The organism is Neptunomonas japonica JAMM 1380, assembly GCF_016592555.1.
GTDB lineage: Bacteria > Pseudomonadota > Gammaproteobacteria > Pseudomonadales > Balneatricaceae > Neptunomonas > Neptunomonas japonica_A.
Genome location: NZ_AP014546.1, coordinates 3,070,119 through 3,084,486, shown reverse-complemented (window position 1 = coordinate 3,084,486; position 14,368 = coordinate 3,070,119). Strand labels below are relative to the sequence as shown.

Below are 14,368 nucleotides of genomic sequence, written 5' to 3'. Positions count from 1 at the left end.
TACCTACAATAAATAATTAGAGAGCTATAACTCAGACTTATACTTTTTAAGTGAAAACTAGTCTGTTGATACGCCGTTGAACAAAAAGGAAGGGAGTAATGGAATTTTTAATTGGTTTTATGTTGTTTTGTTTATTTGTTTATAATATTTTTGGTTTATTATTTGCTAGATCCTCCTTTTGGAAAGGGTTACGTCAAAATTATGCATGTTCAGTTTCAGAGTATAAAGCAGCCAAATGGCCTCAAGATCGAACGTGTCGATTTGTTTATAGCGTATGTGGAAAATGGTACAGCACTGGCAATATAGAGACTAAAGTTGATGAAGACAATATTTATATGGGAACAGGATTTGTATTAGATTTTTTTATCAGGCCAGTGAAAATACCACGAAATGATTTGTTTCAAGATGGTTACAAGAGATACTATTTTAATAAACGTATTGTGCTAAAAGTGAAAAAAATTGATATTGACTCTAGATCTATAGCTGTCACCCGTGATGGTATGTGAATTTACTGTTTATAATAGACTTAGTACGGTTGGAACTTTTTCAGATAAAAAATGGTGCAAGTAGTGAGTAATATGACCCCAAAAGATCTTAAAAAAAAAGCAAAAGTTTCATGCGCTGGTTTCAATGCTTTTCCTATCTACTATATTATGTATACGCTCTATATATGAAGAATGGTATCAAACAGCTTTAGTATATGGCGGTTCTTTGCCATTTGTTGTATTTATAATAATTAAGGATTTTGGTTCGACTCTTAAATTTAAAAAAATATATTTTCTTGATTATATTTTGATTATATTTTGATTATAGGTTTTATGATTGGATTCTGGGTGATATTTTTTTATAAAGTAGAATATTTTTGGATGATTATTCTAGGTATTCCTTTTTATTTTTTCACCAAGAGACTATCTTACAAAATCTTAGCGAACTAAATATATGACGTACTTAGGTCTTTTGTTATTTTCCTCCTTTTAAATAATCTTTAATAGCACTCAAAATATAAATACCCATGCCAATTTGGCCAAAGCCAATTATGTGCTTCATATCTCCAATCTCTGCTGCTTTCGAGTATTTTCCATCAAGGTACTCACCCGTATACAAAGTTATTATTCCACTTACTATTAACCCTACGCCCATCAACAGAGCGATTAAACTACCTAGAGATTTCATTTCTTTTCTCAATAAAAAAGTCTGCTAATTATTTTAATAAGCAGCAATGGCAAGTAACGGATATAGTTTACATTTAATACTGTATTTTGTATTGAAATTCTTAGACATAAAATGACTCTGTCACTATGGTGTTGATCATATACATCGGTGAACAGACTCTTTGCTATGTCGATTAAGAAAACAGATAAAGGCTATCTTGTCGACTTACGACCCTATGGATCGGTAGGGCCAAGAATTCGTAAAACCTTAGCCACGAAGGGCGAAGCACAGCGCTTTGAGGCGTTCGAGCGTAACAAGGCGATTCACAACCCTTGGAACCCTCAATCAAAAGATCACCGTAAGTTATCAGAGATCATAGAGCTATGGTGGCAACATCACGGGCAGCATTTAAGAAAGACGAGCAGGAGAGGGAGGTTCGATAGTTTTTGCAAAGCCATAGGTAAGAAGTACGGCTGGTTAAAGCTGAAAGCTGGCTTGCCTATCACTTAAGCATCTACAAGATGTAATAAATATAACCGAAAACATATTTATGTTTCCGGTTATATGGGTGCTAGCTGTTTTGTGAGTTGCTTAGCAGAGAGCGTCCAGCTTTTGCTTCATCATGCCTTGTACCTGGCCTGGGTTAGCTTTACCGCCGGATGCTTTCATGACTTGTCCCATAAAGAAGCCAATCATTTTTCCGCGCTTGTCGGGTTCAGCTGCGGTGTATTGGTCAACTTGTTTTTGGTTGTTAGCGATGACTTCGTCGACTATTTTCTCGATAGCGCCGGTATCGGTCACCTGCTTAAGCCCTTTGGCTTCGATTATCTCATCAGCTGTGCCACCTTCATTCCACATCGCTTCAAATACTTTCTTGGCAATGTTTCCTGAAATGGTGTTGTCTTTAATGCGTTGTAATAGGCCACCCAACTGCTGGGCAGAAACAGGGCTGTTTTTGATGTCCGTATCGTGTTGGTTTAAGTGCTTAGACAGCTCGCCCATCACCCAGTTAACGGATAATTTTGCGTCAGTTGAAATAGTAGCAACAGTTTCAAAAAAGTCTGAGAGTGGCTTATAAGCAGATAATACACCGGCATCGTAAGCAGACAGCTGGTAAGTGTCTACAAAGCGCGTTCTGCGAACGTCAGGAAGCTCAGGTAATGCTTTACGGATGGTATCGATGTATTCGTCATCAATAACAATCGGTAGCAGGTCAGGGCAAGGGAAGTAGCGGTAGTCGTTGGCTTCCTCTTTGCTACGCATCGAGCGCGTTTCATCTTTATCGGCATCATACAGGCGTGTTTCCTGAGTGATGCGGCCGCCATCTTCAAGAATGTCGATCTGACGTATAACTTCACCCTTAATCGCTTTTTCGATAAAGCGGAAAGAGTTGATGTTTTTAGTTTCTGTGCGGTTTCCTAGTTCTTCACCTTTGTAACGAACAGACACGTTACAGTCACAGCGAAAAGATCCTTCGGCCATGTTACCGTCACAAATGCCTAAGTTGGTCACTAGCGCATGGATTTTTTTCACGTAGGCAACTGCTTCTTCAGCAGAGCGCATATCTGGCTCAGATACGATCTCTAGCAAGGGTGTGCCTGCGCGGTTTAAATCGATACCTGTTTGGCTAGCAAACTCTTCGTGTAGTGACTTGCCTGCATCTTCTTCAAGATGAGCGCGTGTAACACCGATGCGCTTTGTGGAACCATCTTCTAGTTCAATATCAATGTGCCCTTCACCAACGATAGGGTAAAAGAGTTGGCTGGTTTGGTAGCCTTTTGGTAAATCCGGGTAAAAATAATTTTTACGATCAAAGACAGAGACTTTGCCAATCTCGGCATCAATAGCTGTACCAAACATGACGGCCATGCGTAATGCGCTTTCGTTGAAAACGGGCAGTGTGCCTGGTAGTGCTAAATCGACAGCGCAGGCTTGGGTATTTGCCTCGGCTCCAAAAGCAGTGCTGGCACCCGAGAAAATTTTAGTGTTTGTTGCGAGTTGGGCATGAATTTCTAGCCCTATCACTGTTTCCCATTCCATTATTCGTTATTCCTCTTAAAGACCTGCAGGCTTTTGGGTGTGCCAGTCAGTTGCCTGCTGGAATTTGTGGGCGACGTTGAGAAGTTTTTCTTCGGCAAAGTAGTTGCCAATAATCTGTAAGCCCACAGGTAGACCGTTATTCATGCCGCAAGGGATAGACATGCCCGGTAAGCCTGCAAGGTTTAGCGATAGCGTGAAGATATCTTCCATATACATTTCGACAGGGTCGGATGTTTTTTCGCCCAGCTTAAAAGCAGGAGTTGGGGTTGTTGGCCCCATGATGACATCGACTTCAGACAGTACGCGTATAAAATCTTCTTGGATCAGACGGCGGATCTGTTGTGCTTTTTTGTAGTAAGCATCATAAAATCCTTCAGATAGGGCATAGGTGCCTACCATGATGCGGCGCTTAACCTCTGTGCCAAACCCTTCTCCGCGCGTACGTTTGTACATATCTTCGAGATCTGTAGGGTCTTCGCAGCGATAGCCGTAACGCACACCATCAAAACGAGATAAGTTAGACGATGCTTCTGCCGGTGCAATGATGTAATAGGCAGGAACAGATAATGCTGTATTGGGTAGGCTGACTTCTTTAACCGTCGCGCCTAATGCTTCATATTCTTTGACAGCGTTATGAATCAGCGTGGCCATTTCAGGATTAAGGCTGGCAGAGAAAAACTCTTTTGGTAAGCCTATTTTTAAGCCTGCTAGTGGTGCATCTAGGTTAGCCGTGTAGTCAGGAACCTGACGGTCTGCACTGGTGGAGTCTAGAGGGTCAAGACCTGCCATGACATTCATCATCATGGCGGCATCTTCAGCCGTTTGCGCCATTGGGCCGCCTTGGTCTAATGATGATGCATAGGCAATCATTCCGTAACGAGAGACGCGGCCATAAGTAGGTTTAAGGCCGGTTAGGTTACAAAAGGCAGCGGGCTGGCGAATGGATCCACCCGTATCTGTACCGGTTGCTGCTGGTGCTAGGCCTGCGGCAATAGCAGCTGCGGAGCCGCCCGATGAGCCACCAGGTACATGGTCAGTGTTCCAAGGGTTGCGAGAAGGGCCGTAAAAGCTAGATTCATTGGATGAGCCCATGGCGAACTCATCCATGTTGGTTTTGCCCAGTGTGACTGCACCCGCTGCATTAAATTGGCGAACTACAGTCGCATCGTAAGGAGAGACGAAGTTATCCAGCATTTTAGAGCCAGCACTGGTGCGTACGCCTTGAGTACAAAAAATATCCTTATGAGCGATGGGCAAGCCGGTCATGCTAGTAGCGTTGCCTGCTGAGCGAGTTTCATCAGCGGCAGTGGCTTGTGTTAGCGCAAGCTCTTCTGTGACAGTAATGTAGCTATTGTATTTACTGTCTTCGCGTTTAATACGCTCAAGGTATGACTGAGTTAGTTCAACGCTACTGAATTCGCCTTGTTCAAGCCCTTTGGCCAATTCGGCCAGTGTTTTATTCAACATCTTTATTTAGTCCTAATCGTTATGCCGGCGCTGTTAGTCAATGACCTTAGGTACAAGAAATAGGCCGTTTTCCACAGACGGAGCTACACTTTGTAGATGCTCACGCTGGTTTTGCTCAGTGATACTGTCTGCCCTTAAGCGTTGTACGGCATCAAGTGGATGTGCGAGTGGCTCAACATCTGCTGTGTCGATACTCTGCATCTGGCTGATTAGATCCAGTATGTTTGATAAGTTTGTCGCATACTCAGGCACATCGTTTTCGTCTATTTGCAGACGTGCCAGATGTGCAATTTTTTCTACATCGGTTCTGTTTAGAGCCATGGGTGATCTCGCTAACTGTCTCGGATTTGGCGAAAAAAAGACTAACTTAACATATTTGCTCCTTGCTCTAAATCCCTGCCGTTGCTAGAGTTACGTGTTTTTAAAATACTTCAGCTATACCTGTAACTCTTTAAGGTTTCCATTCGACATGTTCAAAAAAATACGGGGTCTGTTTTCGAGCGACCTATCAATCGATCTGGGTACAGCAAATACGCTGATTTTTGTGCGCGATAAAGGCATTGTTCTTAACGAACCGTCGGTTGTTGCCATTAGGCAAAGCGGTAATCAGAAGTCTGTCGCTGCTGTAGGTAAAGATGCTAAACGCATGCTGGGCCGTACGCCGGGTAATATTACCGCGATCCGTCCAATGAAAGACGGTGTTATTGCAGACTTTCATGTTACTGAAAAAATGCTGCAATATTTTATTAGCAAAGTACATGACAACAGTTTTTTCTCGCCAAGTCCGCGAGTGCTTGTTTGTGTTCCCTGCAAATCAACGCAGGTAGAGCGCCGTGCTATTAAAGAATCTGCTTTAGGTGCTGGAGCACGTGAAGTCTATCTGATTGAAGAGCCAATGGCCGCTGCAATTGGTGCAGGCTTGCCCGTTGAAGAAGCCAGTGGTTCTATGGTTGTAGATATCGGCGGTGGTACTACTGAGATCGCTGTGATTTCTCTGAACGGTATCGTTTATGCTGAATCTGTGCGCATTGGTGGAGATCGCTTTGATGAAGCGGTTGTGACTTATGTGCGCCGTAACTACGGTAGCTTGATTGGTGAAGCAACAGCTGAACGTATCAAGCAAGAGATCGGTTCTGCTTATCCAAGCAAGGAAGTGCTTGAAATTGACGTTCGAGGCCGCAACCTTGCAGAAGGTATTCCGCGTAGCTTTACACTCAATAGCAATGAAATCCTTGAAGCATTGCAAGACCCGCTGTCTGCTATCGTTCAGGCTGTTAAGAGTGCTCTTGAACAGTGTCCTCCTGAGCTGGCGTCTGATATTGCTGAGCAAGGCATTGTCTTGACCGGTGGTGGCTCAATGTTGCGCCATATTGATCGTTTGATCAGTGAAGAGACAGGGCTGCCTGTTATTTTAGCTGAAGATCCTCTTACATGTGTAGCCCGTGGTGGTGGTCGAGCGCTGGAGTTGCTAGATAAGCACGCGTTTGAGCTGCTAACCTTCGAATAACAGCGGTTGTTGTTATGAATAGTTGTCAATCGCCTTCTTTTAGATTGAGGAGGCGCCTGCGTGAAACCTATATTTAAAGGCGGCATACCCCGTCTTTTTTCCTTGTACTTGTCATACTTGCTATTATTTTTATGGTGAGTGATCTGAATCCATCTCGCACGCGTGAAGCGCGCAGTGTGCTTTCTCTTGTGATGACGCCTATTCAGTGGTTGGTCGATATGCCCACGAGAATAGCCGATGACCTCTCTGATGTTTTGGTCAGTAGGCGCTCTCTTGTTAAAGATAATATTCAGTTGCGATCTGAAGTTATTTTACTAGATCAACAGGTGCAGCAGATGGCTTCTCTGACAACCGAGAACTTACGTCTCCGAGAGCTATTAAGTGGTCGTCAGCGTATTAAAAATGATGTGCAACTTGCCGAATTGATTGGCGTAAACCCGGACCCATTTCAGCATCAGATTATTTTAGGAAAAGGCCAAGAAGATGGTGTTTTTCTTGGTCAGCCAGTGCTAGATGCGAGAGGGGTTCTTGGCCAAGTGGTCGATGTGTCGCACTATACTTGCCGAGTTATGCTGATCACAGATGCACGCCACGCTCTTCCTGTTGAGATTAATCGTAATGGATTTCGTGCTATTGCTTTAGGTAAAGGCACATTGGGTGAATTGGAATTAGAACATGTGCCCGATACTGCCGATGTTCGCATAGGTGATTTGTTGGTTACTTCTGGACTAGGGGGGCGCTTTCCATATGGATACCCAGTGGCGAAAGTAACCAGCGTAGTTCGTGATCCAGGACGTCCATTCTCCATTGTTAAAGCGACACCGGCCGCTCGTTTGGATAAAAGCAGGCATCTGTTGCTGGTGGAGCCGATTATTGAAAATCGACAAGAGCCTGTCAGTCAATCTAATGAGGGGCCTAATGAAGTGGGATCTTCTGAGGTGAAAGAACCACATGAGTGAGCGACGTAATGGCGGTGTATTGATTGTTATCGGTACGTTAATTGTTGGCTTTATTCTCAGCCAGATGCCGTTACCCGCCATGTTTGTCTGGTGGAGGCCTGAATGGGTGGCCATGATCGTTATTTATTGGGTCATGGCTTTGCCACATCGTTTTGGTATAGGTATGGCCTGGATATCGGGGTTGGCCTTAGATGTATTGAAAGGTAGCTTGCTTGGTATGAATGCACTTTCATTAACGATGGTGGCATTTATCACATTGATACTGCATAAGCGACTAAGGATGTACCCTTTGTGGCAACAAGCGATGATGGTGTTAGTGCTAGTTGGGATTAACCAGTTGATTTTTCATTGGATACAGTCTTTATCGGGTAGTACTGGCGATAGCCTTGTTTTCTTGTTACCTGCCTTGGTTAGTGCCATTTTATGGCCATGGGTGTTTGTTGTGCTCAGGGGTATAAGGCGTACATTCCACGTTAACTGATTACTGTTTTGAGTTTATTATGTGTGAGCTTATTTTGGCTTCGGCCTCCCCGCGCCGAAAAGAGTTATTGGCACAGATAGGTGTCGTTTTTAAGCAGAGTAGTGTTGATATCAATGAGGATGTTTTGCCCGGTGAGTTGCCCGCAGATTATGTGCAGCGTTTAGCGTGTGAAAAATCAAAGGAAGGCTTTCTTCGAAATGGGCAGCAGTGTGCGGTATTAGGTGCAGATACCACGGTCGTTATTGATGGATATATATTAGGTAAACCTGAATCTGAAGATCAAGCCGTCGTAATGTTGCAGCAACTCTCTGGTCGGACGCATCAAGTTATGACGGGTATCGCATTGACGAATAACGGCTTTACCGATAGCCAGGTTGTTGTTACCCATGTTACTTTTAAAACATTAGATGCTGAATTATGCCATCGCTATTGGAAAACCAAAGAGCCATGCGACAAAGCAGGTGGTTATGGTATTCAAGGTTTTGGGGCAATTTTTGTTGAAAAGATAGAAGGGAGTTATTCAAACGTTGTTGGTTTGCCTTTGGCAGAAACGTCGGAACTCTTAAATAAGGTCGGAATCAAAGTTTGGCAATATTAACCATTTCATTTTTTAGTTAGGAAGGCTCCTGTGGCAACAAACGTTGGAGAAGAAATACTGATTAATTTCACCCCGATGGAAACCCGTGTTGCTGTTATCGAAAACGGGATGCCTCAGGAAATCTATGTAGAGCGTTCAACAAAGCGCGGTATTGTCGGAAATATTTATAAAGGAAAAGTAGTTCGAGTGCTACCAGGCATGCAAGCTGCTTTTATTGAAATAGGCTTGGAACGAGCCGCTTTTATTCATGTTGAAGATGTGTTGCCTCAGCAGAGTAGTGGTGAAGAGAAAAATAGTATTTCTATTTCTCACGTCCTAAGAGAAGGCCAAGCGCTAGTTGTGCAGGTTACTAAAGACCCTATTGGTACTAAAGGGGCGCGTTTAACAACGCATATATCCATTCCTTCTCGTTATTTAGTGTATATGCCTGGAAATAGTCATATCGGTGTTTCCCAACGTATTGAAGATGTTGAAGAGCGTGAACGTTTACGCAGTGCATTACAAAAATGCGTTGCCTTGGATGAATCAGATACGGCTGGATATATTTTACGTACAGTTGCAGAAGGCGCTTCGGAAACCGAACTGGTTGCAGATGTTCAGTTTTTAAAGCGTTTGTGGAAGGCGATAGAAGCTGGAGCTGTTACCGCTTCTGTTCCCTCTATTGTTTATGAAGATTTGCCGTTGAATATGCGTGCCTTGAGGGATATGGCACATGCGGGTATTGAACGTATCAGAATAGATTCCCGAGAGACTTTTCAAAAAGCCCAATCCTTCTCGAAAGCTTTAGTCCCAGAGATATATGACCACCTTGAGTATTATCCCGGGGAAAGGCCGATCTTCGATCTCTATAACGTAGAAGATGAGATGCAAAGAGCGCTTGGGCGCAAAGTTGATCTGAAATCTGGTGGGTATTTGATTTTTGATCAGACAGAGGCGATGACAACCGTTGATGTAAATACTGGAGGCTTTGTTGGCCACCGTAATTTGGAAGAAACTATTTTCAAGACGAATCTTGAAGCAGCAACCGCTATCGGCAGACAGCTGCGTTTAAGAAATCTTGGCGGTATTATTATCATCGACTTTATTGATATGGAGATGGTTGAGCATCAGCAGCAAGTGCTAAGAACGCTTGAGCGAGTATTGGACCGCGATCATGCTAAATGTAAAGTTACGGGTGTTTCAGAGCTAGGGCTCGTAGAAATGACACGCAAGCGCACTCGAGAAAGCTTAGAGCATATTCTGTGTGAACCATGCAGTCAGTGCCAAGGCCGAGGTTCTATCAAAACACCTGTGACGGTGTGTTATGAGATTTTCCGCGAAATTTTACGCCAACATCGTGCCTATGACACCGAAGCGTATCTAGTTCTAGCGTCAGCTGGCGTGGTTGAGTATTTAACCGATGATGCTTCAGATCATGTTGCCGAGCTTGAAGCCTTTATTAATAAAACGATTCGTTTTCAAGTCGAAGCAATGTATAGCCCAGAGCAGTTTGATGTTGTGTTAAGGTAATATACTACTGCGCTTATTTATAGTTATAGTTCTATGGTGACAGAGCCTAGTTATGCTCTGCTGAAAATTTAAGCGTCAAAAATACTCTGCTGATCGGCCGAGTAGGTGAAGTTAAATGCTGAATCGTCTCTTTCACTGGGTAGGTTGGGTATTGTTGGTGGTTTTGCTGTTAGTCGCAATCGCAGTGGCCCTTACTCGACAGTTCCTACCATCCATCGCCGAACACAAAACTGCGATAGAAGAATATATTTCAGATAAAGCAGGTACACCTATTACCATACAGGAGGTCTCTGCACATTGGGATGGGAAGTACCCCACTTTTCATTTACAAAATATTCGTACCTATAGTGATTCTGCTACAGGGCCTGAGGTTGATTTTAGCATTCATCGGGTAGATGCTGAGATTGATCTTTTTGCCTCAATATTTGCTCGCTTTCCTATATTTTCTATCTTAAATATTGATCAAACGTCTGTATCTCTTCGCCAGCGTGATGGACGATGGGGAACGTTAGGCACGAGCTCTTCTTCGGTGAGTAGTGATGGTCTTGTTAGGCACGTTATTAATATGCTGGTTCAGCAGCCTGAAGTCTCTTTTACTAATGCGCGTTTATCTTTGCATCCTCAGCAGGGAGCTGTCCAGAAAATATCCCCTATTACCTTCTTATTAAATAATGCAGGTGATCAGCATTATCTATATGGGTCTTTAACGTTAGCACTCGCTGATAGTAATTCATCGAATGTTGAATTTGCTATTGAAACAGAGAATCTTCCTGTTGATCCTTTGTTGGGTGATTATAAGCTTTATGCAAAAGTTAGTAATTTTGGGCAGCAACTACTGAACCTTGATTTAGTGGATTTACCATTTGATATAAAAGACCTAGATATGGGCACTGAGCTTTGGGGACGCTGGAGTAATCAGCGTGTTGAAGCTTTACAAGGGCAATTGAGTATCAAGCGTTTATCTTTTGAGCAGGAGTCATTGGAGAATATTATTGATAGTGCCGTTACCTTTGCGCTTCAGCCCACTTCTGCAGAAAAGTTTAAGCTTGTGATTTCCGACCTGTTAGTACAAAACAGCCAAGCAAGAATAGAAATGCCTTTTATATCAACTGATATTAGCTTGAATAAAGGAAAAGTATTACTGCATCAAGCGAACCTTAAAGAGTTAGATTTAGCCATGTGGTCGCAATGGTTTCTTGGTAAGCCTTATATGCCTGAGAGCTTAGATGATGCGTTACTTAAGTTACAGCCTCAGGGGAGTATTAAGAACGTAACGGTAGTTTGGGCCGACCCGCATAACCTAGCAAAGCTGCAAGGTGAGGGTGATCTTCGTGGAGTGAGTGTTGATGACTATTATGGCGCTCCAGTTTTAAAAAATGTGACAGGGCGCATCGCTTTTACTGAAATCTCTGGCGATATTGATTTAGATACTGAGTCATTTGTAATGGGGTTTCCTGGGATATTTTCTGAAAACTGGGAGTACCGTGAAGCGAGTGGTCGCGTTAGTTGGATTATTGAAGAAAGAGAGGGGCATTCGAGTCCTGTCGTTACGGTAAATAGCAGTTTATTGAACCTGGAAAATGAATCATTGAGTGCGTCTGGTCGGTTTAGCATGTATCTACCATTAGACCGTATGCATCAAACTGAGCTGACGTTGCTGATTGCGCTGAAGAATGCAGACGCCAAACAAGCACCTTTATATATACCTCCTGCGGAAGTGGGAGAGTCTTTGCACCGCTGGGTATCAGCGGCGATTAAAGAGGGCACTGTCAAAGATGGTATGTTGCTTTTACGCGCAGGTACTCGCAGCTTAGAAGGGCGTTTACCTCCTACCGTACAACTCTACTTTGATGTTGAGCGTGCTACGGTGAAGTTTCAACCAGATTGGCCTGTTGTTAAGCAGGCCGATATGACGATCAGTTTGGATGGAGAGGCATTAGATATTACTGCCAGTACGGGAGTGTTATTAAATAGCCGTGCAAGCAAGATTCAAGTGCACTTACCTGCTAGGTCGGATCAGCTGAGTGTTAAAACGTCGGTGCTGGGTGATGCTAAAGATATTTTTACTTTGCTTAAAACTACATCACTGCATGACTTAGTAGGTGATGGTCTTGATTCATGGTCATTGTCAGGCAAGCATAAAACAGAAGTTGCTGTGCTGCTACCTCTATCCGAAAAGGGAGTTCCAATTGTTAAGGTTTCTTCGCGTTTTGATAAGGGGCGTTTTGAAAGCGTATCAGAAAAGTTAGTTTTTAATGACGTTTCTGGAGATCTCGATTTTTCGACTGAGAAAGGCCTCTCTAGCAACAACGTTAAGGCATCTTTTATGAATGCACCTGTTGCTGTGCGGATTGAACCTGTAGAAAAAACGCAGCAGCTTCCTGAAGTGACTCGGGTGTATCTTTCTGGAAAAATTTCTATAGACGCGTTAAAAAAGCAAACAGAATTATCTTTATTAAACAGTGCTAAAGGAGCTGCTGTTATTAATGCTCGTTTGGACCTATGTTCCGGCGTAGCTACATGTAACAAGTTAGTCGTTGACTCCAGCTTGAAGGGGGTTGAACTACAAGCCCCCGCTCCGTTTGGGAAAACCGCTGATGCTATGATGCCGTTGCAGATTGTAGGTCAGTTAGGGAGTGATAGTCCTGTTTGGCGATATAAGCTAGGTAGCCAGCTGCGTGGTGTTACAAAGTCTATTGAGAGCGCTTCAAGAACGCGTCTTAGCTTTGGTGGAGAGCGCCCTCAGGAACCCGTTGAAGCAGGCATATGGGTAGATGGCGCTATTGATCAGGTTGACCTTGCTCAGCTGAAGGCTTTTATGGTTCAAAATAACTGGTGGAGTAGCGAAAGCCTTTCCGATTCACAAGGTGGTTTGAAGCAGTTGGCGTTACATATCGGGCGCTTATCGGCAGGGGATGTGCAAGTCGGTAATGTTGATCTAGTTGTCAATGCTGAAGGTAGCAACCAAACTGCTATTGGTTTTGTAAGCCCTAAAGTTGCCGGTGAGATACTTTTTCCTAAAGAGGGTAGCACTGCTTATATTGTGAATTTAGACCACTGGTATTTGGATAAAAACCAAGAACCCTCAAAAGGTGATAATGCACTTAAACAAGAGATTTTTGATACTAGTGAATGGCCGTTAGTGCAGCTTTCTATTAATAAGTTGTATCTTGACTCTAAACCAGTAGGGCAGTGGCGTATGGAAATTGAGCCAGACCCTGCTGGCCAGCTAACAGTTAAAAACATTGCTGGGCGTTTCGGTAAATTCTCACTAACAGGTGATGCAGGGTGGCGCTTAAAAGGTGGCCAGCCCGCTAGTTATATGAATATAGCGTTACAAGGAGGGGACCTAGGTACGCTTTTGAATAACTTTGGCTATGAAGGTGTCATTGAGTCGCAGTCAACAAATATCACCAGTGATGTTTCATGGTCAGGGTATCCGTGGGGTTTTGAAACTAGAAACTTAAACGGAAATTTTAAGATGTTACTGAAGAAAGGGCGAATTATTGAAACAGGGCAGCACAGTAATATATTACGTTTATTTGGCATTCTAAATCTCAATACTGTGGTTCGAAGGTTGCAACTTAATTTTACTGACTTGGTAAAAGCGGGCGTAGCGTTTGATCGTGTAAGCGCACACTACTTGCTTAACAGTGGTATCGCCTATAGTCAGGAACCATTTTCTCTTGATGGGCCTTCCGCTAATGTGAATATGCAAGGAAGTATCAATATTGTGGATCAGACGTTGGATAGCGAAGTTGATGTAGTCTTACCTGTAACAAGTAACTTGCCTGTTGCGGCAGTGTTGCTGGGAGCTCCTCAAATTGCGGGTGCTGTATTTTTACTGGATAAGCTTATCGGTGATAAGTTTGAGAGAGTGTCCACAATAAAGTACCAATTATCAGGTCCATGGGTTGAGCCAGATGTTAAATCAATTACCCCTTTAGCTGCTAAATCTTCTAATGACACCTCAGGGCAAGAAGGGGATAAAAAATGACCCATGTAGCAGTTGTGCAAATGGTGTCTGGTTCTGATGTTGAAATAAACTTGAATAGAGCTGAAGTTCTTATACGTGAAGCTGTATCTGAAGGCGCCAAGCTCGTATTGTTGCCAGAAAATTTTGCACTTTTTGATAGTCAGCAGCTTTACTCGTTGGCTGAGGATGAGAAAGCGTATAACAGGGGCGCTTGTTGGTTAAGTGGCCTTTCAAAATCTCTGGGAATTTGGCTGTTTGCAGGGAGTTTTCCTCTGCTTGGTAGCAACGCAGCTAATCGAAAAGTACGTTCTGCTTTGCAAGTTTTTGACCCTGCCGGTAGGTGTGTTGCGCGTTATGATAAGCGTCATCTGTTTGATGTTGATGTCAGTGATAATCAGGGTGTATACCTAGAGTCAGCATTTGTTGAGGCTGGAGATGAGTTCGTTGTAGTTGAAACAGAAGTAGGAAAGGTTGGATTGAGTATCTGTTATGACTTACGTTTTCCTAAGCATTTTTGGAAATTGAGAGAGCTGGGTGCGGATATTATTGTTGTGCCTTCTGCTTTTACTGAAGTCACGGGCAAAGCCCATTGGGAGGTTCTATTAAGAGCCCGCGCTGTTGAGACGCAATGCTATATTCTTGGGGCAAATCAGGGGGGGGCAGCATAGCCCCTCTCGTA

13 protein-coding genes are annotated in these 14,368 nt (G+C 43.5%); 9 read left to right on the top strand and 4 right to left on the bottom strand.

All coding sequences use genetic code 11. The features are described from left to right. The first annotated feature begins 98 nt into the window (after window positions 1–98). Entirely contained in the window at window positions 99–506 is a 408-nt protein-coding gene (locus tag NEJAP_RS14440) for a hypothetical protein (RefSeq protein ID WP_201347895.1), read from the top strand. 454 nt (window positions 507–960) lie between these two features. Here NEJAP_RS14440 and NEJAP_RS14435 read toward each other — a convergent pair whose 3' ends face one another. Beyond that, entirely contained in the window at window positions 961–1,173 is a 213-nt protein-coding gene (locus NEJAP_RS14435; protein ID WP_201347894.1) for a hypothetical protein, read from the bottom strand. A gap of 165 nt (window positions 1,174–1,338) precedes the next feature. Here NEJAP_RS14435 and NEJAP_RS14430 point away from each other — a divergent pair, with 165 nt between their 5' ends. Beyond that, complete coding sequence (locus NEJAP_RS14430; protein ID WP_201347893.1) at window positions 1,339–1,662, top strand: hypothetical protein; 324 nt, start codon at window positions 1,339–1,341, stop codon at window positions 1,660–1,662. A gap of 81 nt (window positions 1,663–1,743) precedes the next feature. Here NEJAP_RS14430 and gatB read toward each other — a convergent pair whose 3' ends face one another. The 3 genes from gatB to gatC are packed head-to-tail and all read right to left on the bottom strand — an operon-like array spanning window position 1,744 to window position 4,980. Next, window positions 1,744–3,192, bottom strand: a complete 1,449-nt coding sequence (gatB, locus tag NEJAP_RS14425) for an Asp-tRNA(Asn)/Glu-tRNA(Gln) amidotransferase subunit GatB (RefSeq protein ID WP_201347892.1) — start codon at window positions 3,190–3,192, stop codon at window positions 1,744–1,746. Between the two features lie 15 nt (window positions 3,193–3,207). Further along, window positions 3,208–4,659, bottom strand: coding sequence for an Asp-tRNA(Asn)/Glu-tRNA(Gln) amidotransferase subunit GatA (gatA, locus tag NEJAP_RS14420; RefSeq protein ID WP_201347891.1), 1,452 nt, complete (start codon window positions 4,657–4,659; stop codon window positions 3,208–3,210). 33 nt (window positions 4,660–4,692) lie between these two features. Next, window positions 4,693–4,980, bottom strand: coding sequence for an Asp-tRNA(Asn)/Glu-tRNA(Gln) amidotransferase subunit GatC (gatC, locus tag NEJAP_RS14415; RefSeq protein ID WP_201347890.1), 288 nt, complete (start codon window positions 4,978–4,980; stop codon window positions 4,693–4,695). A gap of 148 nt (window positions 4,981–5,128) precedes the next feature. On the opposite strand from gatC, the gene NEJAP_RS14410 reads away from it, so the two are divergent. The 7 genes from NEJAP_RS14410 to NEJAP_RS14380 all read left to right on the top strand — a co-directional run bounded on the left by NEJAP_RS14410 (window position 5,129) and on the right by NEJAP_RS14380 (window position 14,357). Further along, window positions 5,129–6,166 carry a rod shape-determining protein gene (locus NEJAP_RS14410; protein WP_028468559.1) on the top strand — a complete coding sequence of 346 codons (1,038 nt, stop codon included), beginning with the start codon at window positions 5,129–5,131 and terminating at the stop codon, window positions 6,164–6,166. A 131-nt stretch (window positions 6,167–6,297) separates the two neighbouring features. Then, entirely contained in the window at window positions 6,298–7,125 is an 828-nt protein-coding gene (gene mreC, locus NEJAP_RS14405) for a rod shape-determining protein MreC (RefSeq protein ID WP_201347889.1), read from the top strand. Then, a complete protein-coding gene (gene mreD, locus NEJAP_RS14400) occupies window positions 7,118–7,606 on the top strand; it encodes a rod shape-determining protein MreD (protein ID WP_201347888.1) in 489 nt (162 codons plus the stop codon). The genes mreC and mreD overlap by 8 nt, the downstream gene beginning before the upstream one ends. 19 nt (window positions 7,607–7,625) lie before the next feature. Beyond that, window positions 7,626–8,204 (top strand): Maf family protein, encoded by a 579-nt coding sequence (locus NEJAP_RS14395; protein WP_201347887.1) that lies wholly within the window; start codon window positions 7,626–7,628, stop codon window positions 8,202–8,204. 30 nt (window positions 8,205–8,234) lie between these two features. Next, window positions 8,235–9,713 carry a ribonuclease G gene (gene rng / locus NEJAP_RS14390; RefSeq protein WP_201347886.1) on the top strand — a complete coding sequence of 493 codons (1,479 nt, stop codon included), beginning with the start codon at window positions 8,235–8,237 and terminating at the stop codon, window positions 9,711–9,713. 115 nt (window positions 9,714–9,828) lie between these two features. Beyond that, entirely contained in the window at window positions 9,829–13,710 is a 3,882-nt protein-coding gene (locus tag NEJAP_RS14385) for a YhdP family protein (RefSeq protein WP_201347885.1), read from the top strand. Beyond that, window positions 13,707–14,357, top strand: coding sequence for a carbon-nitrogen hydrolase family protein (locus NEJAP_RS14380; protein ID WP_329610909.1), 651 nt, complete (start codon window positions 13,707–13,709; stop codon window positions 14,355–14,357). Before NEJAP_RS14385 ends, NEJAP_RS14380 begins: the two co-directional genes overlap by 4 nt. Window positions 14,358–14,368 lie beyond the last annotated feature (11 nt).

What these genes read in the sequence shown, in the direction of transcription:
- NEJAP_RS14440 (WP_201347895.1), top strand. Translation starts at nt 99, where the DNA reads ATGGAATTTTTAATTGGTTTTATGTTGTTTTGTTTATTTGTTTATAAT.
- NEJAP_RS14435 (WP_201347894.1), bottom strand. Translation starts at nt 1,173, where the DNA reads ATGAAATCTCTAGGTAGTTTAATCGCTCTGTTGATGGGCGTAGGGTTA.
- NEJAP_RS14430 (WP_201347893.1), top strand. Translation starts at nt 1,339, where the DNA reads ATGTCGATTAAGAAAACAGATAAAGGCTATCTTGTCGACTTACGACCC.
- gatB (WP_201347892.1), bottom strand. Translation starts at nt 3,192, where the DNA reads ATGGAATGGGAAACAGTGATAGGGCTAGAAATTCATGCCCAACTCGCA.
- gatA (WP_201347891.1), bottom strand. Translation starts at nt 4,659, where the DNA reads ATGTTGAATAAAACACTGGCCGAATTGGCCAAAGGGCTTGAACAAGGC.
- gatC (WP_201347890.1), bottom strand. Translation starts at nt 4,980, where the DNA reads ATGGCTCTAAACAGAACCGATGTAGAAAAAATTGCACATCTGGCACGT.
- NEJAP_RS14410 (WP_028468559.1), top strand. Translation starts at nt 5,129, where the DNA reads ATGTTCAAAAAAATACGGGGTCTGTTTTCGAGCGACCTATCAATCGAT.
- mreC (WP_201347889.1), top strand. Translation starts at nt 6,298, where the DNA reads ATGGTGAGTGATCTGAATCCATCTCGCACGCGTGAAGCGCGCAGTGTG.
- mreD (WP_201347888.1), top strand. Translation starts at nt 7,118, where the DNA reads ATGAGTGAGCGACGTAATGGCGGTGTATTGATTGTTATCGGTACGTTA.
- NEJAP_RS14395 (WP_201347887.1), top strand. Translation starts at nt 7,626, where the DNA reads ATGTGTGAGCTTATTTTGGCTTCGGCCTCCCCGCGCCGAAAAGAGTTA.
- NEJAP_RS14385 (WP_201347885.1), top strand. Translation starts at nt 9,829, where the DNA reads ATGCTGAATCGTCTCTTTCACTGGGTAGGTTGGGTATTGTTGGTGGTT.
- NEJAP_RS14380 (WP_329610909.1), top strand. Translation starts at nt 13,707, where the DNA reads ATGACCCATGTAGCAGTTGTGCAAATGGTGTCTGGTTCTGATGTTGAA.